Origin of the sequence: Pseudomonas sp. MCal1 (assembly GCF_026341415.1) — a bacterium.
Taxonomy (GTDB): domain Bacteria; phylum Pseudomonadota; class Gammaproteobacteria; order Pseudomonadales; family Pseudomonadaceae; genus Aquipseudomonas.
The window spans coordinates 163801-183384 of sequence record NZ_JAKUMP010000013.1; the positions used below are offsets into that span (position 1 = coordinate 163801).

12 protein-coding genes are annotated in these 19584 nt (G+C 62.7%); 7 read left to right on the plus strand and 5 right to left on the minus strand.

The window, feature by feature from the left end; genetic code table 11:
- Both MKZ87_RS21855 and MKZ87_RS21860 read right to left on the minus strand, forming a co-directional pair.
- A complete protein-coding gene (locus tag MKZ87_RS21855; RefSeq protein ID WP_085705181.1) occupies positions 1-1593 on the minus strand; it encodes a DHA2 family efflux MFS transporter permease subunit in 1593 nt (530 codons plus the stop codon).
- Positions 1590-2711: an HlyD family secretion protein gene (locus tag MKZ87_RS21860; RefSeq protein WP_085705183.1), complete on the minus strand. Its 1122-nt coding sequence runs from the start codon at positions 2709-2711 to the stop codon at positions 1590-1592. The genes MKZ87_RS21855 and MKZ87_RS21860 overlap by 4 nt, the downstream gene beginning before the upstream one ends.
- Positions 2712-2983: 272 nt before the next feature.
- Here MKZ87_RS21860 and MKZ87_RS21865 point away from each other — a divergent pair, with 272 nt between their 5' ends.
- The 6 genes from MKZ87_RS21865 (at position 2984) to MKZ87_RS21890 (ending at position 14216) form a co-directional block, all read left to right on the plus strand.
- Complete coding sequence (locus MKZ87_RS21865; RefSeq protein ID WP_266201984.1) at positions 2984-4672, plus strand: ShlB/FhaC/HecB family hemolysin secretion/activation protein; 1689 nt, start codon at positions 2984-2986, stop codon at positions 4670-4672.
- 94 nt (positions 4673-4766) lie between these two features.
- On the plus strand, positions 4767-9236 hold the full coding sequence (locus tag MKZ87_RS21870; RefSeq protein WP_266201985.1) for a hemagglutinin repeat-containing protein: 4470 nt from the start codon (positions 4767-4769) through the stop codon (positions 9234-9236).
- Positions 9237-9347: 111 nt separating this feature from the next.
- Complete coding sequence (locus MKZ87_RS21875; RefSeq protein WP_085705189.1) at positions 9348-10061, plus strand: class I SAM-dependent methyltransferase; 714 nt, start codon at positions 9348-9350, stop codon at positions 10059-10061.
- A 108-nt stretch (positions 10062-10169) separates the two neighbouring features.
- Positions 10170-10670: a sigma-70 family RNA polymerase sigma factor gene (locus MKZ87_RS21880; protein WP_011335117.1), complete on the plus strand. Its 501-nt coding sequence runs from the start codon at positions 10170-10172 to the stop codon at positions 10668-10670.
- Positions 10671-10710: 40 nt separating this feature from the next.
- The gene (locus MKZ87_RS21885) at positions 10711-11694 is read left to right on the plus strand and encodes a FecR family protein (RefSeq protein WP_085700445.1); all 984 of its coding nucleotides are present in this window, start codon (positions 10711-10713) and stop codon (positions 11692-11694) included.
- A gap of 98 nt (positions 11695-11792) precedes the next feature.
- The gene (locus MKZ87_RS21890; RefSeq protein ID WP_266201986.1) at positions 11793-14216 is read left to right on the plus strand and encodes a TonB-dependent siderophore receptor; all 2424 of its coding nucleotides are present in this window, start codon (positions 11793-11795) and stop codon (positions 14214-14216) included.
- Between the two features lie 65 nt (positions 14217-14281).
- On the opposite strand, the gene MKZ87_RS21895 is transcribed toward MKZ87_RS21890, so the two are convergent.
- A complete protein-coding gene (locus MKZ87_RS21895; RefSeq protein ID WP_227232984.1) occupies positions 14282-15433 on the minus strand; it encodes an MFS transporter in 1152 nt (383 codons plus the stop codon).
- 195 nt (positions 15434-15628) lie between these two features.
- Here MKZ87_RS21895 and MKZ87_RS21900 point away from each other — a divergent pair, with 195 nt between their 5' ends.
- On the plus strand, positions 15629-16621 hold the full coding sequence (locus tag MKZ87_RS21900) for a diaminopimelate epimerase (RefSeq protein WP_085705197.1): 993 nt from the start codon (positions 15629-15631) through the stop codon (positions 16619-16621).
- Positions 16622-16635: 14 nt separating this feature from the next.
- Here MKZ87_RS21900 and MKZ87_RS21905 read toward each other — a convergent pair whose 3' ends face one another.
- The gene (locus MKZ87_RS21905; RefSeq protein WP_085700441.1) at positions 16636-18207 is read right to left on the minus strand and encodes a glucan 1,4-alpha-maltotetraohydrolase domain-containing protein; all 1572 of its coding nucleotides are present in this window, start codon (positions 18205-18207) and stop codon (positions 16636-16638) included.
- Positions 18208-18338: 131 nt separating this feature from the next.
- Positions 18339-19580: a cytosine deaminase gene (gene codA / locus MKZ87_RS21910; RefSeq protein WP_085705199.1), complete on the minus strand. Its 1242-nt coding sequence runs from the start codon at positions 19578-19580 to the stop codon at positions 18339-18341.
- Positions 19581-19584: the final 4 nt, after the last annotated feature.

The following is a 19584-nucleotide window of genomic DNA, read 5'->3' on the forward strand; positions in this document are numbered from 1 at the left end:
TCAATGTGCATCGGCACTCGGCGCGGCCGGTGGCTGCACCTTGCGCATCAAGGGCACCATCGCCGTGGCGATGCCGAAGCACACCATGATCATCAGGAACGTGTCGCCGTAGGTTTGCGTCTGCGCTTCACGGTAAGTCAGCAGCCATAACTGACGCAGGCTGGCGGTGAGGCCGACGTCGCCGCTCTGACCCAGCGCGGCAAAGTTGCCGCCGACCTGGGCCAGCCACTGATTCACCGCTTCGTTGCTGCTGTTCAGATGCTCCGCCAACCGCGTGAAGTGCAGGTTGGTGCGGTCGTTGAGAATGGTCGCGCACGCGGCAATCCCGATTGCACCGCCCAGGTTGCGCATCAGGTTGAACAGGCCCGACGCATGCTTCAGCCGCGCCGGTGCCAGACCACCCAACGTCAACGTCACCGCCGGCGGCACCGCCAGTTGCTGGGCAATCCCGCGCAGGGCTTGCGGCAGCATCAATTCTGCGGCGCCCCAGTCGTGGGTGATCGGACTGAATTCCCACATCGACAAAGCGAACAACGCCAGGCCCGCCATCATGATCCAGCGCAGATCGACGCGATTGGCCAGAAAGGCGTACAGCGGAATCGCCATGATCTGGAACACCCCGGTGGAGAAAACCGCCAGACCAATGTCCAGCGCGCCGTAGCCGCGCACCCGGCCGAGAAACAGCGGCGTCAGGTAAATCGTCGCGAACAGGCCAATCCCGGTGACGAAGGAAAAAAAGCAGCCGAGGGCGAAATTGCGATCCTTGAGCGCGCGCAGATCGACGATCGGATTGGCCACATGCAACGTGCGGCCGATGAAGGCCAGCCCGGCCAGGCCACTGATCCACGCGGTAGTCAGAATCGTCTGGTCACTGAACCAGTTCCAGCGCGGGCCTTCTTCGAGGGTGTATTCCAGACAACCGAGAAACAGCGCCAGAAACGCCATGCTCAAATAGTCCGCGCCCTTGAGCAACGAGAGTTCCGGCCGGTCGATCTTCACCAGCATCGGCACGGCCACGGCGACGAAAATACCCGGCACCAGATTGATGTAGAACAGCCAGTGCCAGGACGAAACGTCGGTGATCCAGCCACCGATCACCGGGCCCAGCGTCGGTGCCAGCGAAGCCACGGCGCCGATGGTTGCGGCGGCAATCACTCGCTGTTTGCCGGTAAAGAAAAAGAACGCCGTTGTGAACACCAGCGGAATCATCGATCCGCCGAGAAACCCTTGCAACGCGCGGAAGGCGATCATGCTCTGGATGTTCCAGGCGATGCCGCAGAGCAGGCTGGCCAGGGTGAAACCGACCGCTGATGCGCAGAACAGCCAACGTGTGGAGAACACACGCGACAGCCAGCCCGACAGCGGAATCACGATGATTTCGGCGATCAGGTAACTGGTCTGCACCCACGCCGTTTCATCGGTGCCGGCAGACAACCCGCCGCCGATATCACGCAGCGAGGCCGAGACGATCTGGATGTCCAGCAGCGCGATGAACATGCCGATGCACATCGTGGCGAAGGCGAACACCTTGGTCGCCGTCGCCATTTCGGTGGCATTGAATGGCTGCGCGGAGGCGGTGAGGGCGGTGCTCATGGCGCGCTGGCCACGGCGGTGGTTTCAGGTTGGGGGCGGGTGTCGACTTCAGCCGTCACCGACAGGCCCGGACGCAGGTGGCCGAGCACGCCGTCCGCCGGGTCGAGCAGGATCCGCACCGGTACTCGCTGGACGATTTTGGTGAAGTTGCCGGTGGCGTTTTCCGGCGGCAACACGCTGAACTGCGAACCGGTGGCCGGGGCGAGGCTGTCGAGGCGGCCGTGGAATTGCTGGCCGGACAACACGTCGGCGCGGATGCTCACGCGCTGGCCGGGCTTCATCCGCGCCAATTGGTCTTCCTTGAAATTGGCATCGACCCAAAGACCGCTGGCCGGCACCACCGACAACTGTTGCGAACCGGCCTGGGCATAAGCGCCGACCCGTGCGCGACGGTTGCCGATCACGCCGTCGACCGGGGCGCGCAGTTCGGTGTAGCCGAGGTTGAGTTGCGCCAGATCACGCTCGGCCCGGGCTTGCTGGAGGGCGGCGCGGGCCTGTTGTTTCCGGGTTTCGATCACGGTGAGCTGGCGTTGCGCGGCCAGCAGTTCGGCCTGGGCTTTGGCGCTCAAGGCTTGCGCGGTCTTGAAGGTGGCGTCGGCCCGTTGTGCGCTTTCCACCGACACTGCATTGGTGGTCACCAGGCGTTTGTAGCGTGCGTTGTCATCCCGCGAACGGGCGGTTTCGGCGCTGGCGGCATCAATGCCGGCACGGGCCTGACCGATCACCGCTTGTTGCAATTGTTCGGTGGCGTCGAGGTTGGCCAGCAGCGCTTCCTCGGCGGCGACCGCGCCTTCGGCCTTCGCCAGATTGGCGCGGTAGTCGCGGGCGTCGAGGCGGATCAGCACGTCGCCGGCCTTTACTTTCTGGTTGTCGCTGACCAGCACTTCCTCGATGTAACCGGCGACTTTCGGCCCGATCACCGTGACGTCGCCGCCAATGTAGGCATCATCGGTCTCTTCGAGAAATCGCCCGGCGCCCCACCAATGCACGGCGTACAACCCGGCGAATACCAGCGCGGCCATGCCGGCAGTAGGCAGCAGCAAGCGTTTGAGCAGGGGCGGTTTGGGAGTGCTGACCGGAACGGCGAGGTCGGGTTCTACGGTGGGCATGCTGGTCATGGCGTAATACCTGGGAAAACGGAGTGGTTATTACGTCCGTAATATGACGCGAGTAATATTTTGTGGCAATTGATTTTTATCGCCGGTCGTCAGATGGAGGCGTTTAAAAAAGCTGATCATTTGTTTAAGAAATGTAAGCGCTGTAGGAAGCGTCTTGCATTTGCGTAGGAAGGCTCTGACTATCACCGCTATTGATGGGGTGGCATTAAGCCAGTTGATTGCAAGGATGTTGAGTGACGTATTTGCTTTGCGCTGTTTCTCGTAGTCGTTCCATGCCTCGCCCGCTGTTTTCGGCCTTGTTGTTGAGCGTGTGTGCGCCCAGCGTTCTCGCCGCCGAAGCTCCAGTCCCTGGCCAGGAGGTGCTGCGCCAGCAGCAACAGCAACAGCGCGACTTGCAACAACTGCAACTCGAACAGCGCAAGCGGCAACTGGAGCGCGGCGCGTTCGGTCCGACGCCTGCCACCCCGGCCATTCCTGAATCGATCAACCCCGACGAACGCTGCTGGCCCCTGAGCGGTACGCGCATCGGCGGCGTCACGCTGATCGATAAAGACAAGCTCAACGCTCGCGTCAAACCGCTGCTGGCGCCGTGCATGGGCGTCGGCCAGATCAACCATTTGCTGGCGACCATCACCGCGCTGTACGTGGAGAAGGGCTATATCGCCAGCCGTCCGTACCTGAGCAGCGCGCCGGCGGCGGGGCAGTCGCTGGATATTCTGGTCGACGAAGGCTACATCGAGTCCATCGAGCTGGCCGACCAGAGCCTGCCGGTGTCCCTCGGCGGTGCATTCCCCGGCATGCTCGGCAAGCCGCTGAACCTGCGGGATCTCGAGCAGGGGCTGGATCAATTGAACCGTCTGCGCTCGCTCGATCTGACCGCCGACATCGCTCCCGGCAGCCAGCCCGGTGCGTCAAAAATCATCCTGCGTTCACGTACTTCCGGGCAGTCACGCTGGGCCCTTGGTGCCGGTTTCGACAACCTCGGCAGCGCCAGCACCGGCCGTGATCGCGACACGCTGAGCCTGACCCTCGACAGTCCGCTCGAACTCAACGACCTGTTGAGTCTTAGTGCCAGCGACACCCTCAATCAGGGCGACCGCTACAGCCGCAACGCCAGCCTCTATTACGCGATCCCCTACGGCTACTGGACGTTCAGCACCTTCGCCAGCCACGCCGAATATCGCGCGCCGTTCAAGCTCAGCACGCTGACTTTCCACAGCACTGGCATCACCGATCAGCTCAGCCTGCGCGCCGACCGCGTGTTGTGGCGCGACCAGAGCCATCAGCTCAGCGCCAACCTGCAACTGGCGCACAAGGACGTCGACAGTTATCTGGAAAACGTCCGCCTCGGCATTCAGAGCCCGACCCTGACCGTGGCCGAGGCCGGGCTCAATCTGTTCTGGCTCGATCGCGCGGTGTGGAACCTCGACGTCAATTACGCCCAGGGTTTAAGCGGGTTCGGTGCCGACGACGATGCCGATCGCCAGGTCAAAAACCTGCCCAAGGCACAGTTTCGCAAGTACCGCGCCGGCCTCAGCCAGTGGCGCAACGGCCAGCTCGGTGCGCAAGCCTGGCAATGGCAGAGCCAGCTCAATTTGCAGTACAGCCCGGATCCGTTGCCGGCGATCGAACAACTGCTCGGTACCGACGATTCCGCCGTGCGCGGTTACCGGGTCAGCAGCGCGTCCGGCGCCAGTGGCGCGATCTGGCGCAACACTCTGCGCCTGCCGCTACGCACCGATTTGCCGGTGCAGCTCACCCCGCGCGTCGGCCTCGACCACGGCTGGATCAAGGCCGATCACGGCGCGTCGGTTCAACGCCTGAGCGGTGCCAGCATCGGCCTCAACCTGGGCTGGAAAAACCTGCAAGTGGATGTCGATTACCAACGCAGTCTGACCACCCCGACCGGACTGCACCGCGAGCCTGAAACCTGGCTGATGCGGGTCGGATTGCAGATATGAACATCAGTGAACAACAGCCATCGGACCTGAGCGCGACAGCCGTGGCCTGTAACTCAACGCGCAACGTGATGCCGCACTACACGGAGAGTTTTTTATGCCAATGAACACCTTTGCGTTTCATCTTTCCCCACGGGGCAAACTGCGCTGGGCCATCGCCAGCCTGTTCCTGGTCGCTCATCTGCCGGGCGCCATGGCCGGCGGTGTGGTGGTCGCGCCCGGCCCCGGCGGCACCGCGCAATTGCAGACCCAGCGCGGCGTGCCGATCGTCAACATCGTCGCGCCGAACGGATCGGGCCTGTCGCACAACCAGTTCCTCGACTACAACGTCGACCGCCAGGGCCTCGTCCTGAACAACGCCTTGCAGGCCGGGCAATCGCAGCTCGCCGGGCAACTGGCGGCCAACCCGCAATTGCAGGGTCAGGCCGCGAGCGTGATCCTCAACGAAGTGATCAGCCGCAACCCGTCGGCCATCAACGGCGCCCAGGAAATCTTCGGTCGCGCTGCCGACTACGTGCTCGCCAACCCGAACGGCATTTCGGTGAACGGCGGCAGCTTCATCAACACGCCGAACGCCAATCTGGTGGTCGGCCGTCCCGAGCTGAACGACGGCAAACTGCAAGCGCTGAGCACCCGCGCCGCCACCGGCCAGTTGCAGATTCAGAGCGGCGGCCTGCGCAATGGCGAAGGCTCGATCAACCTGATCGCACCGCGCATCGACAGCCAGGGTGCGATTGCTGCGCGTGACCAACTGAACCTCACGGTCGGGCGCAATCAGATCGACTACGCCAGCGGCCAGGTGAAAGCCGTGGACCCGGCGGGCAACACTACCGATCAACGCATCGACGCCAGCCTGTTCGGCGCGATGCAGGCCGGGCGCATCAACATCGTCAGCACCGCCGAAGGCGCTGGCGTGAAGGTCGGCGCTGTGCAAGTCGCCGGGCGTGACGGTGTGCAGATTCGTTCGGCGGGCGACTTGAGCGTCAGCGGTCAGGCGACCCCGGACAGCCTCGACGCGACCCGTGCCGGCATTCGCAGCGGCCAGGGCGACGTCGGCCTGCACAGCGGCAAGGACCTGAGCCTGGCCGCCACTGATGTCAGCGGTCGCGACGTGAAGGTCGAGGCCAAACGCAACCTGACCTTGACCACTGTCGAAAGCCGCAAGCTCCAGGAACAGCGCGAAAACTGGAACAACAGCACCATCGGCATCACCTGGGAAACCTACGAGCGCAGCAAAACCGACAGCGATTCGCGCCAGCACGGCAGCCAGATCATCGCCAGCCGCGATGCGCAACTGTCGTCCGGCAAAGACACCGAACTGAAAGCCGCCAAGGTCGACGCGAAGAACAACCTCAGCGTGCAAAGCGGCGGTGACCTGCGCCTGACCGCCGCCACTGAAAGCCACATCCGGACCGATCAGGGCAAGCACCGCAAACACCTGTGGAAAGCCGATTGGGACAGCAGCAGCGAAGAGCAGCGCAGCGTCACCAGCCAATTGAAGGCCGGCAACATCGCCCTGCAAACCGCCGCACTGTTGCGCTCCGAAGGCGCCGAAGTCGACAGCGCCGGTGATCTGCAACTGGCCGGCAAACAGGTGGAAATCACCACCGCGACCCACACCCATCGCAGCAGCGACAATCGCTATTCCGGTGACCTGGTCGGCGGCGGTTTCTTCGGCAAGACCGGCGACGCTGACAAGGGCCAGACCCAGCATCAGGGCAGCACGATCAACGCGACCGGCAAACTGCTGGTCAAGGCTGACGACGTGCGCATCAGCGGCAGCCAGGTGCGTGGCGCCAGGGACGCCAGCGTGATCAGCGACAACGGTTCGCTGACCATCGATGGTGTGCAGGACACCTCGCACAGCAACAACCACGACAAGGACAGCAAGTTCTTCGGCATCACCAAGAACGAGTCGCGTCAGAACAGCAGCGACAGCACCACGGTGCGCAGCGAGCTGGCGTCTGACAGCAATCTCAAGCTCAAAAGCGCCAGGGACATCGAAGTCGCCGGCTCCACGGTCAAGGCTGGCGGCGCGCTGACAGCGGATGCGGCCGGTGACGTGAATGTGCATTCGACGCAGAACACCCGTGACAGCAGCAACAGCACGCAAACCCGTGGCTTTGACGCCTACGCCAGGGAGCAGACGGCGGAGCAATATCGCGCCGGCGTGCATTACGAAGACAAGGCGCAAACCGTCACCACCAACGACGTCACCCAGCAAGGTTCCAGCCTCAGCGGCGGCAGCGTGCAAGTGACGGCGGGTGGTGACGTGACGCTCAAGGGCGCCGAGGTCAAATCCACCGGCGGCGACACTACCCTGAGCGGCAAGAACGTCTCGTTGCTGGCCGAGCAGGACAGCCACGGCACCTCGACCGAAACCCGCAGCATCGGCGGCGGTTTCTATTACACCGGCGGCCTCGACCGCGCGGGCAGCGGTGTGGATTTCTCGCACAGCACCTCGCAAGACACCACCGGCAAAACCACCGCGCAAACCACCGGCGTGCAGAGCAGCGGCAGCCTGAACATCATCGCTGACAAACTCGTCACCGAAGGTGCGCAACTGAAGGCCGGCAACGGTCTGAACGTCGCCGCCAACGAAGTCGACAACCGCGCCGCCCACAACACCGAGAGCAGCACCCACAAAGAGAGCAACTGGTCGGCGGACATCGGCGCCAACGTCGAGTACAAAGACATCGCCCGGCCGATTGCCGGCGCCGTGAAAGAAGTGCTCGACGGCAAGGTGCCGGACAAGGATGCATTGGCCAATCTCGGTCAGCCGAACGTCGGTATCGACCTGGCAATCGGTCACGCCAGCGCCGATAAAACCGGGCAGAGCAGCAACGCCGTGGTCAGCCGGTTCGACGGCCAGACCGTGGATGTGAAGGTCGGCGGCACGCTGCACGACCAGGGCTCGCAGTACAACGCCAGCGCCGGCAAAGTAAACATCAGCGCCGACAAACTGGTGGCCGACGCGGCCAGCAACACCCGCAGCAGCACCGACAACGAGGTGGATGCCAAGGTCGATGTGCGCGTCTACACCAAGACCGGTGAAGACGTGAACGTGGCCGGCAGCGGTGCGGGTGGCAGCAGCCAGTCGAGCAAGAACAGCACCACCGCAGTAGTCGGCGGTTACGCTGGCAATCAGGGTGTGCACATCAATGTCGGCGGCGATGCACAGTTCGAAGGCAGTCGTTTCGATGGCGGGCAGGGTGGTGTCAGCGTCAAGACCGGCGGTGATCTGGCCCTGAATCAGGCCAACGACCGTCAGAGCAGCGACAGCGCCAGCCTGCGTGGCAATGGCTCGCTGACCGTCGGCACCTTGCCGGGCACCGACGGCACCAACGTCGATCTCGGCGCCGGGTTCCAGCTCGATCACCAAGGCAACCAGACCACCGACAGCCAGGCGCACGTCGCCAGCCTCAGCGGCAACGGCCCGGTGCAATTGAGCAGCGGCGGCAATCAGGTTCAGCAAGGCACGAAAGTCGACAGCGCTGGCGCTATCGACCTTAAGGCCGGCGGCAAGCTCGACCTGCAAGCGGCCACCGACACCCACGTCGCCAACGGCAGCAATCTTGGCGGTGGGCTGAAGGCGGGCGGCAGCAAGAGCAGCAGCGAGAAGAGCCACGATCAGGGCGGCAACCTCAGCGGCAACTTCAACATCGGTCGGGTCAATGAGAACACGCAAACCCTCACCGGTGGCCAGCTCAACAGCCAGAACGGCATCGCGCTGAGCGGTGATTCGGTGCATCTGCAAGGCACTCAGGTCAGCGCCCTAAACGTCAGCATCGACGCGCAGAAGGGCGGCTTCGTTCAGGAATCCGCGCAGTCCACCGACCACCGCAACAACTGGAATGTGGCGTTGAGCGCCGGCGGCAATCTGAGCCAAAGCACACCAACCGCCGCCGATGAAAAAGTCAGCAGCGACCACGGCTTCAACGCCGGAGCCAAAGTTGGCGTGGATTACCTGCAAGGCACCACCCAGCAGAACAGTCAGATCAAGGCTGACACGGTGGTGTTGAACAGCGCGGGCGACACGAGCCTGAGCGGTGCGCGGATCGATGCGCGCAACGTCAGTGGCAAAGTGGCCGGTGATCTGTCGGTCGAAAGCCGTCAGGACTCCAGCAATCACGCCGAGGTTGATGTGGATCTGGGCCTGAGCGCCAAAAAGACTCCAGCCGACGACAAGGGAAAACTCGCGGGCACCGACTACAAGCCAATGCTGAAAGTCGAAGGCGAATACGCGCACAAGGACAGCATCAAACAGGCTTCCGGTATTAGCGGTAGCCAGGGTGTGAACCTCTCTGTCGGTGGCGCTACGCAGCTGACCGGCGCGCGGATTACTGCCACCGAAGGCAAGGTCGATCTGGGCGGTTCGAAGGTCAGCAGCACCGACCTGAGCAATCTCGACTACGGTGTGAAAGCCGGCCTGGACCTGCCACACAAAACCGAAGAAAACGCACCGAAGGTTTCCCTTGAAAACGGCAACCTGAAAGTCGGCCCGGTGACGCTTGGCGGTCATCTGGACAGTCAGCCACTCCAGGCAGGTATTGACGAAAAAGGCTGAGCCACCCTGCGTTCAGGGCTGCTCAGCCGGGGGGCTTGACAGCCCTGCAATAATGGAATGTGCACCGCGATCTGCGCGGTGCACTTGATCACGATGCAGAGGAAGGTTTCCATGGACAATCAAGCACTCAAGGCCTTGTTCGACCAGCAGTCAGCTGTATACGACAAACAGTGGAGCGGCATGGCGCCCTTGCGTGATGCCCTGTATTTACTGCTGGATTCCGTGTTCGCGGGCTTGCCGGCGAATGCCCGGATACTCTGCGTCGGCGTGGGCACCGGTGTGGAAATGGCGCATCTGGCGCAGCAGTTTCCCGGCTGGGAATTCACCGCAGTCGACCCTTCGGGCGCCATGCTCGACGTATGCCGTCAGCGAGCGAAAGAGGGCGGTTTTCTCGCCCGTTGCCGGTTTCATGAAGGCTATCTCGATACGCTGACGGATGAATCCGGTTACGACGGTGCGACCTGTTTTCTGGTATCGCAGTTTTTGCTCGATCCCCAGGCCCGTATCGACTTTTTCCATGAGATTGCCCGTCGTCTGCTGCCGGGCGGGGTTCTGGCGAATGCTGATCTTGCCTCTGACACCGCATCGCCGGCCTATGAAGCATTGCTGCGTCACTGGATGACGCTGATGGAATCGGCCCAGGTGCCGGCGCAAATGCTCGAGCGAGCGCGTCTGGCCTATGCCCGGGATGTGGCGATCCTGCCGGCGCCGCAAGTCGCCGGTCTGATCGAGTCGGCCGGGTTCGAGGCGCCGGTCCAGTTCTTTCAGGCGGGTTTGATGCACGGGTGGTTCTGCTCGCGCAAGGCAGAGATTAACGCGGGTTAGAGCGCTGGAGGGGTAGGGAAAACAGCTTCGTCGGCATTCCCGAGGAATACGTTGCTTCGGCTTAATAGGAAGCATTACTATTCACGCCCCTTTCCTCAGCGCGCCGCAATGATCCCCATGCTGCCCCGCAGACCCGGCTTTCTCGAGCATTACGAAGAGTTGATCGGCACCTGGACCCGTCGCCTGCGCAATCGCTCGCAGGCCGAGGATCTGGCGCACGACACCTTTGTGCGGGTGCTCGAATCCGATTCGTCGGCGGTGCAGCAACCCCGGGCATATTTGCATCAGACCGCGCGCAACATCGCGGTGGACGGCTATCGGCGGGAGGACCGGCGGGGTGCCATGGAGTCGGAGGCGATCGATCTCAGTGAGTCGCCGACCGGCGATCCGGAGCATTACATGCATGCGATCCAGCTGGCCGATTCCATCGAACGCGCGCTCACGGAGCTGCCGGTCAACTGCCGACGAATCTTCGTCTGGCAGAAGATCGAGGGCCTGACCCAGGCGGAAATCGCCGAACGCCTGGGCCTGTCCAGGAACATGGTGGAAAAGTATATGATCCGCACCCTGCGGCATCTGCGTGATCGCCTGGACGGGGCGCAATCATGAGCCGTGGCGTCTTTTCATCCCCAGCCAAACAGGACATTCCATGACGGATACTCGTGATTGCGCGTGCGGGCAAACAACGGTGCGCGATGACGCGGCACGCTGGTTTGTGCGTTTGCAGGAGCCGGCCATCAGTGTCGATGAACAGCAGCGCTTCGACGCGTGGCTGAACCAGCATCCGCAGCACCGTGATGAGTTTCAGTTGCTGCAAGGCTTGTGGACGGCAGCGGATCTGCTGCCGGCGCCACGCCTCAAGGCCCTGTGCGAAACCCCGCCAGCGCGGCGCGAACGCCGTCCGTTGTTGCGTTATGCCGTGGCGGCCAGCGTGGTGGCGGTGGGGCTCGGGCTCGGTCTGTTCAGCGGTTTGAATCATCCGTCGGGTTACAGCGCTGAATTCGCCACCGGGCTCGGCGAGCGCAAGCATGTGGCGTTGCCGGACGGTTCAGTGATCGACCTCAACAGCCGCAGCCGCCTGCAGGTGCGTTTCGAGAAGAATCGCCGGCTCATCGAGCTGACCGAAGGCGAAGCGATGTTCAGCGTCGAGCACGACATTTCCCGCCCGTTCGTGGTCGAGGCCGGCAGCGGCAAGGTCACGGTCACCGGCACCCGCTTCGACGTGCGGCGTGACGTGACCCAGACCCGAGTCGCGGTGGAACAGGGCACGGTCAAGGTGCAGGGTCGTGATGCGGCGGATGCCGATTTCATCAGCCTGACCGCCGGCCTCGGCACGCGGATCGATGCCCGGGGCAAAGTGGCGCCAGCTTACGCGGTCAACCCGGCGGAACTGACGGCCTGGCGCAGCGGCAAACTGGTGTTCAACAACGCCAGCCTCAGCGAAGTCGCCGAGGAAGTGTCGCGTTATCGTGACAAGCCGCTGAAAGTCTCCAACCCCGCCGTGGCCAGTCTGCGCCTGACCAGCGTGTTCAAATCCGACAACACCGATGCCTTGCTCAAGGCCTTGCCGAGCATCCTTCCGGTGGCCGTGCGCACCCTTGCCGACGGCAGCCAGGAAATAATTTCAAAATAAAATTCAGGTTTTTTTCGAGTTCGTCGTCTTCCTGTTTAACTGCAACTGGTTTGCATTAACAGCCGCACACTTTTGCGATCCACAGGACTCCGTTCGACGTGAAAAACTCCACCACCAAAAACAAAAAATCCTCCTGGTTGCCGCTGGCGCTCGCGCTGGCGGTCAACGCCGCCGTGCCGATGGCTTTCGCCGCCGAAGCCATTCACATCCGTGCACAGCCGCTGGGTCAGGCCTTGAGCGAACTCGGTCAGCAAACTTCGTTGCAGGTTTTTTTCAGCCCGGACCTGGTCGCCGGCAAACAGGCGCCGGCGGTGGACGGCAATCTTTCTCCGGAGCAGGCCCTGCGCCAATTGCTGCAAGGCAGCGGTCTGGATTACCAGATCAATGAAGGCTCGGTGACCTTGTCGCCAGCCCCGACTTCCGCCGACAGCGGCCCGCTGGAGCTGGGCGTGACCGACATCAAAGTGGTCGGCGACTGGCTCGGCGACGCCGACGCCGCCGTGGTGCAGAACCACCCCGGCGCGCGTACGGTGATCCGTCGTGAAGCGATGGTCGAGCAGGGCGCGATGAACGTCGGCGACGTGCTGCGCCGCGTACCGGGCGTGCAGGTGCAGGAAGCCAACGGCACTGGCGGCAGCGATATTTCGCTGAACGTCGGCGTGCGGGGTTTGACGTCGCGTCTGTCGCCACGCTCCACCGTATTGATCGACGGCGTGCCGGCTGCGTTTGCGCCGTATGGCCAGCCACAACTGTCGATGGCGCCGATTTCTTCCGGCAACCTCGACAGCATCGACGTGGTCCGAGGTGCCGGCTCCGTGCGTTACGGGCCGCAGAACGTCGGCGGCGTGATCAACTTCGTGACCCGCGCGATCCCGGAAAAAACCACCGGTGAAATCGGCACGACTCTGGAAACCTCGCAGCACGGTGGCTGGAAACACATCGACACCGCGTTCCTTGGCGGCACCGCCGACAACGGCATCGGCATGGCGCTGTTGTACTCGGGCGTCAACGGCAACGGTTACCGCGAGCGCAACAACGGCAACGACATCGACGACGTGATCCTCAAGACCCACTGGGCACCGACCGAGCAGGACGATTTCAGCCTCAACTTCCACTACTACGATGCCAGCGCCGACATGCCCGGCGGCCTGACGCAGAAGCAGTACGACGACAAACCGTTCCAGTCCGACCGCGACTATGACGGCTTCAGCGGCCGCCGCAAGGACGTGTCGTTCAAGTGGATCCGGCAGGTCGACGAGCGCACCCAGGCGGAGGTGCTGACTTACTATTCCGACAGTTTTCGCGGCAGCACCATCGCCGCCCGCGATCAGAAAACCCTCAGCTCGTTCCCGCGTTCCTACTACACGCTGGGGATCGAGCCGCGTGTGTCCCGTGTGTTTGATGTCGGCCCGACCACCCAGGAAGTCAGCGTCGGTTACCGTTATTTGAAAGAGGCGATGCACGAGCAATCGAGCCGTCTGGCGCTGGTCAACAATGTGCCGGTGGTCACCAAAACTTCCGATGGTCACGTATTCCAGGACCGCACCGGCGGCACCGAGGCCAACTCGGTCTACATCGACAACAAGATCGACGTCGGCAACTGGACCGTGACCCCGGGCATTCGCTTCGAACACATCAGCACCGACTGGCATGATCGCGCCGTGCTCGACACCGCCGGCAAACGCGTGCCGGAGAAAAACCGCAGCATCGAGAGCAACGAGCCGTTGCCGGCGCTGAGCGTGATGTATCACCTGTCCGATGCGTGGAAGCTGTTCGCCAACTACGAGACGTCGTTCGGCAGCCTGCAATATTTCCAGCTCGGCCAGGGCGGTTCGGGTGACCAGACCGCCAATGGTCTGGAACCGGAAAAAGCCAAGACCTACGAAATCGGTACGCGCTACAACGATGACGTGTGGGGCGGGGAAGTGACGCTGTTCTACATCGACTTCGATGACGAACTGCAATACATCAGCAATGACGTGGGCTGGACCAACCTCGGCGCGACCAAGCACCAGGGTATCGAAGCTTCGGTGCACTACGACATGGCGGCGCTCGATCCGCGCCTCGACGGCCTGACCGCCAACGCCGGCTTCACCTACACCCGCGCCACGTACGAAGGCGAGATTCCAGGCTTCAAGGGCCGCGACCTGCCGTTCTATTCGCGTCAGGTGGCCACCGTCGGCCTGCGCTACGACATCAACCGCTGGACCTACAACATCGACGGTTTTGCCCAGTCCAAACAGCGTTCGCCCGGCACCGGCGTGAATGCTGATGGCAGCTTCAATGGCAATTACATCACCGAAGGCACGGCGGACGGGCAGTACGGCGACATTCCGGGTTACGTGACCTGGAACGTGCGTGGCGGGTATGACTTCGGTTCGCAGCTGTCGAACCTCAAGCTCGGCGCCGGGGTGAAGAACATCTTCGACAAGCAGTACTTCACCCGCTCCAGTGACAACAACTCGGGGATCTACGTGGGCACGCCACGGACGTTCTTCGTGCAGGCCAGCGTAGGCTTCTGATCTGCATCGATTGTTCCCACGTCGAACCGTCTGCGTGGGAACGATCTGAACAGATCAGATCAGGCTCAGACCTTCAGCGCTTTCCCGCCAATCGCCACCGCCACCAGCAACGTCGCCATCAACCCGAAGGCAAAACTCAGGCTGCTGGCGTGGGCGACAAACCCGATCACCGCCGGCCCTGCCAGAATCCCTGCATAACCCAGTGTGGTGATTGCCGGCACGGCGATGCTTTCCGGCATCACCGTCTGTTTGCCCACCGCCGTGTACAGCACCGGCACGATGTTCGAACAGCCGGCACCGACCAGCGCATAACCGAGCAGCGCGGCTTGCCAGCCCGGGGCGAACGTCGCCAGAAACAATCCCGCCGCCGCCAGCAGACCGCCAAACAGAATGATCCGCGTCGCACCCAATGCCCGGACGATCCGGTCACCGGTCAAACGGCCGGCCGTCATGGTCAGCGCGAACGCTGCATAACCCAACCCCGCATAGGCAGTATCGATCCCGCGTTCCTGGGCCAGAAACACTGCGCTCCAGTCCAGCGCCGCGCCTTCGGTGAGGAACACGATGAAACACATGCCGCCGATGAACAGCACGATTCCGTGGGGCACCGCGAACGCCGGCCCCGAGCTTTCACTGCCGTAAGGCAACATGTGCGGGACGGCTTTGAACAGCGCCGCGATCAGCACCAGGACCACCACCAGCATCGCCGCCAGTGGCGACAGCCCCATGCCGAGCAGGGCGCTCACGCCCGCTGCACCGACGATCCCGCCGAGGCTGAACAGGCCGTGGAACCCCGACATCATGTTCTTGCCGCTGGCCCGCTCAACGATCACTGCTTGCAGGTTTACCGTCGAATCCACCGTGCCGAGCCCGGCACCGAACATGAACAACGTGGCGATCAGCGCCGGAATCGACGACACCGTCGCCAGCAACGGCAACGCCGCACAGATCAGCAGCGTGCCGCCGGTGGCCACTTTTTTGCAGCCAAACCGCGTGGCCAGAATCCCCGCCAGCGGCATCGCCAGAATCGAACCGACGCCCAGGCACAGCAGCAACAACCCCAGCGTGCCTTCATCGAGCCCGGCCCGCGCCTTGGCATACGGCACCAGCGGCGCCCACGCGGCGATGCCGAGTCCGGCAATGAAGAAGGCGATGCGCGTGGACATCTGTTCGAGGCGTCCGGGAACGAACGTGTCTTGAGGGGTGAGGCTGGTCATAACGATCCTTGGCAAAAAACGTTTCAGCAGCGGACATCCTTGCACAGCTCTTCTGTGGGAGCGAGCTTGCTCGCGATAGTGTCGTGTCAGTCGACGCTCATTGACGGATACACCGCCATCGCGAGCAAGCTCGCTCCCACAGGGAATTGCGTTTTACAGTGACGCCTTTGACAACTTGAAACCGAGGGGCGGTTCATGACGCAGTTCTACGATGCACGGGGCAATATCTACGGGGTGATTTCACCGCAGGCGCTGCGCGACTCGGGTATCGATCTGCCCGCCAGTGCCACGCAGTGTGCCTTGTCACGACAGGCGTGGAGCCACGCCGCGATTACCTTGTGTTGCGATTGGCCCGAAGGTCGTCGTCCAGCGGGTAGCAAGTCCCATCGCAGCGATGGCTTGCTGATCGGCCCGTTTCAATCTTCGCCACCCTTCGACCTGCTGATCGTCAACACCGACGGCACGCTGGCCGAGCGCAGCGGCAACGGCCTGACGATTTTTTCTCAGGCACTGCTTGAGCAGGGGCAGATGCCGCAGGAGGGCGCGACGATGCGGGTGCATCACGACAAACAGGATGCGCAGTCGCCCGTGTCGACCTCGGTGAAACCGGCGCAAGTGGCGGGCGTGCAAGGCTTCTGGCTTGATCTCGGGCAGCCCGATTTCGGCCCGGCGGCGGTTGGTGCGCTCGGCGTTGAACCGGTTCCGTTCAACGGTGCGCAGGTCAGCCGTGTTCGACCGTTGGCGCAACTCGATCCTGCCTGGGCACACAGCCAGTTCGTACGCATCGGCAATCCGCATTGCGTGACGCTGGTGCAGGACGAAGCCGCATTGCCGAGCAACGCACAGATGCTTGAATCGCCGCTGACGGACAGCCTGACCGCCATCGCCTACGCCATGCCCACCGGCGCCGGCCAGCCGTGCCCGGCCGGGGTCAACCTGCAATGGGCGATGCGCGCCGGGGATCAACGCATTGTGGCGCGGGTGTTCGAACGGGGCGAAGGCCCGACCGCTTCCTCAGGCACCAGCGCCAGTGCGGTGGCGAGCGCGGCGTGGCGGGTGGGCTGGGTGTCGGCGGGAGAAGTTCAGGTGGTGATGCCGGGCGGTACGGCGCCAATCCTGCTGGAGGAGCGCGACGGAGAACTGACCGGCGTGCGTCTGTTCGGCACCGCAGTGCGCGACGAAAAATAGCTGCAACCTCAAGATCAGAAGCGCCCGACGGTGTCGTTCACGGCACCGCTGGTGAATGCGTTATTCGCGCCGGCCTGCCAATACACCGCCGCCTGAGTCTGGCCACGCACGATGCACTTCCACTCGAGTTTTTGCTGACCCGGCACCTCAACCCTGGCGCTCCAGCGGTTATTGGCCAATGTCAGTGCTAGCGCATGCTGCGGGTCCCATGCCCCGAACTCCAGCGATGAACCCGCTGCATAGACGCTTTCGCCCGGTTGCGGATTGGCGTTGTCGCAATGCACGTTGACTGCCACCGTCGCAGGTTCGACAGGGCCGGTCCAGATCCGGATATCGCCGTTATCCCAGCTCAATGTCGGCGTGCCCAGGCCCTGTGGCAGCTGCTGCAGATCGGATTTCAGGGCGATCACCAATGTGCCGCGCACGCCCTGTGTGGTGGCGACCAGCCCCTTATAGGCGGTGTTGAAGCGAACCGGCGAATCCGCGCGGACACCGGCGGCCTTGCGCAGTTTGATCAATTCCCGGATCAGTTGATCGCGCTGCCAGTCGTACATGTGCGGCCAGTACACGGTCGGTGTGCCGGGACTGCTGAGGATGTAGGCGTAAGCAAGATTGACCTGAGGATCGGGCAACGCCCAATGATGCTGGCCGCCGTAGGCGCCAGGTGAGTAACCGGTATCGTGGTTGTCGACGAAGGTTACTGCGATTGCGCGCCAGGCGGGATCCGGATTGCCATTCAAACCGTGGCGCCAATCGGCGAGTGAGCCGTTCTGCATGCGCTCCTTCAGGGCAAAATCGAACACTGTGCAATGCGAGCGATCCGACCAGTCCTTGAGCACATCCTGCCAGCTTGCACTGCGTCGCCAATCGCCCTGCAGGTATTCGTCGGGGCCTTTCCAGTTTTCGCCGACGCAGAACTGCTGGTTGCCGAAGGCGTTCATCCAGCGATCCACCGTTTCCGGTGCATAACCACGGACGAAGTCAAAGCGCAGGCCTTCAGCACCATAGTTATCGCGCAAGTTGCTGAATTCTTTTTTGAAGGCGTCGAAGACTGTTGGGTGAGCGGTGTTCAGATCCGCGGCGCCATCCATGAACGCGTCGCCTTCGTCACATTGCGCGCAGTCATGCCGCCACTCATTGCTCCCACGGGGGAACATGGAATAGACCGCTTGGTCGCTCATGTGATTGGGCACCACGTCGTAGACGACTTTTACTCCGGCATTCTTCAGAGCTGACGCCGCCGCCTTGAGTTGCTGATCGCTGCCATATTCGCTGTTCTTGTCGAAGTTGCTCCAGAAATAGCCTTCGCCACCACCGGAAGTCTGAGCCTGGCTGTTGGACCAGCTTGATTTATCCATCCAGGGTGGCGGGAACCAGACAAGGGTGAATCCATCTTTGCCAATGGTCGTCGCCTGTTGCGCAAGTACCGAATACCAAGGTGTTTGATTGCGGCTTGAGTTCCAGTGAAAGCCCTGCAACAGGATTTCTTCACCGCTGCCGTTGCGAACGCCAGCCATCGCCGCTGCCGTTGTGGCGATCATCAGGCAGACAGCGAAGCTCAGGCGAAATGGTGAAGTCCCTTTCATGGTCGTCCCCCCGGGAACGATGGATCCCTTGGGGCTTACTGTGAGCCGGCTCGCAGCAGTTGTCGCCTGTCAGATCTGACAGGCTGGCGCTAACCTTTCGCGATAAAACCGCTGCGAACCATAACCGCTGCTCAACCCTCCATGAACTCCACCACCGGCATCTGCCGTTTCATCAGCACCTTGCCGTTGCGGATCGAATACAGCGGCAGGCCCTGGCTGCGGATCACTTCGTAGTCGCTGTCCGCCGAGAGGATCAGCAGGTTGGCCGGGCGGCCCTGTTCCAGACCGTAGCGCTCACCGAGGTGCATGGCTTTGGCACTGTTGTCGGTGACCAGATCCAGCGCGCTTTGCAGGTTGCGGTAGCCGAGCATGTGGCAGATGTGCAGGCCGGCTTCGAGCACCCGCAGGATGTTGCCGTTGCCCAGCGGATACCACGGATCGACAATCGAGTCCTGACCGAAGCAGACATTCATCCCGGCTTCGAGCAATTCGTTCACGCGGGTCACGCCACGGCGTTTCGGGAAGTTGTCGAAGCGCCCTTGCAGGTGAATGCTTTCGGTCGGGCAGGAGACAAAACTGATCCCCGAATGCCCGAGCAGGCGGAACAGTTTGGCGCAGTAGGCATTGTCGTAGGAGCCCATCGCGGTGGTGTGGCTGGCGGTCACGAGCGCGCCCATGTCGCGGCTGCGAGCCTCTTCGGCCAGCACCTCGAGGAAGCGCGAATGCGGGTCGTCGGTTTCGTCGCAGTGCACGTCCACCAGGCAGCCGGTGCGCTCGGCCAGGTCCATCAGGAACTTCACCGAGCTGACGCCCTGATCGCGGGTGTACTCGAAATGCGGAATCCCGCCGACCACGTCCGCGCCCATGCGGATCGCTTCTTCCATCAGTTCGCGACCATTGCTGAACGACTCGATGCCTTCCTGTGGGAACGCGACGATTTGCAGGTCGATCAGATGACGGCTTTCCTCGCGCACTTCGAGCATCGCCTTGAGCGCGGTGAGTTGCGGGTCGGTGACGTCGACGTGGGTGCGCACGTGCTGGATGCCGTGGGCGGCCAACGTCTGAATGGTTTTCCTGGCGCGGGTTTTGGTGTCTTCCTGGGTGATGGTGACCTTGCGTTCGCCCCAGCATTCGATGCCTTCGAACAGCGTGCCGCTCATGTTCCAGCGCGGCTCGCCGGCGGTCAGGGTGGCGTCGAGGTGGATGTGCGGCTCGACGAAGGGCGGCACCACCAGATTGCCGCCGGCGTCGAGGTCGTCGGGGCCCAGGGTCGGCGCTTCGGTCTGGCGCGCGATGCTGCGGATCAGGCCGTCTTCAAGGTGCAATTCGTGCAGACCTTCCTGGTTGCGCAGTCGGGCGTTGATGATGTGCATCGGG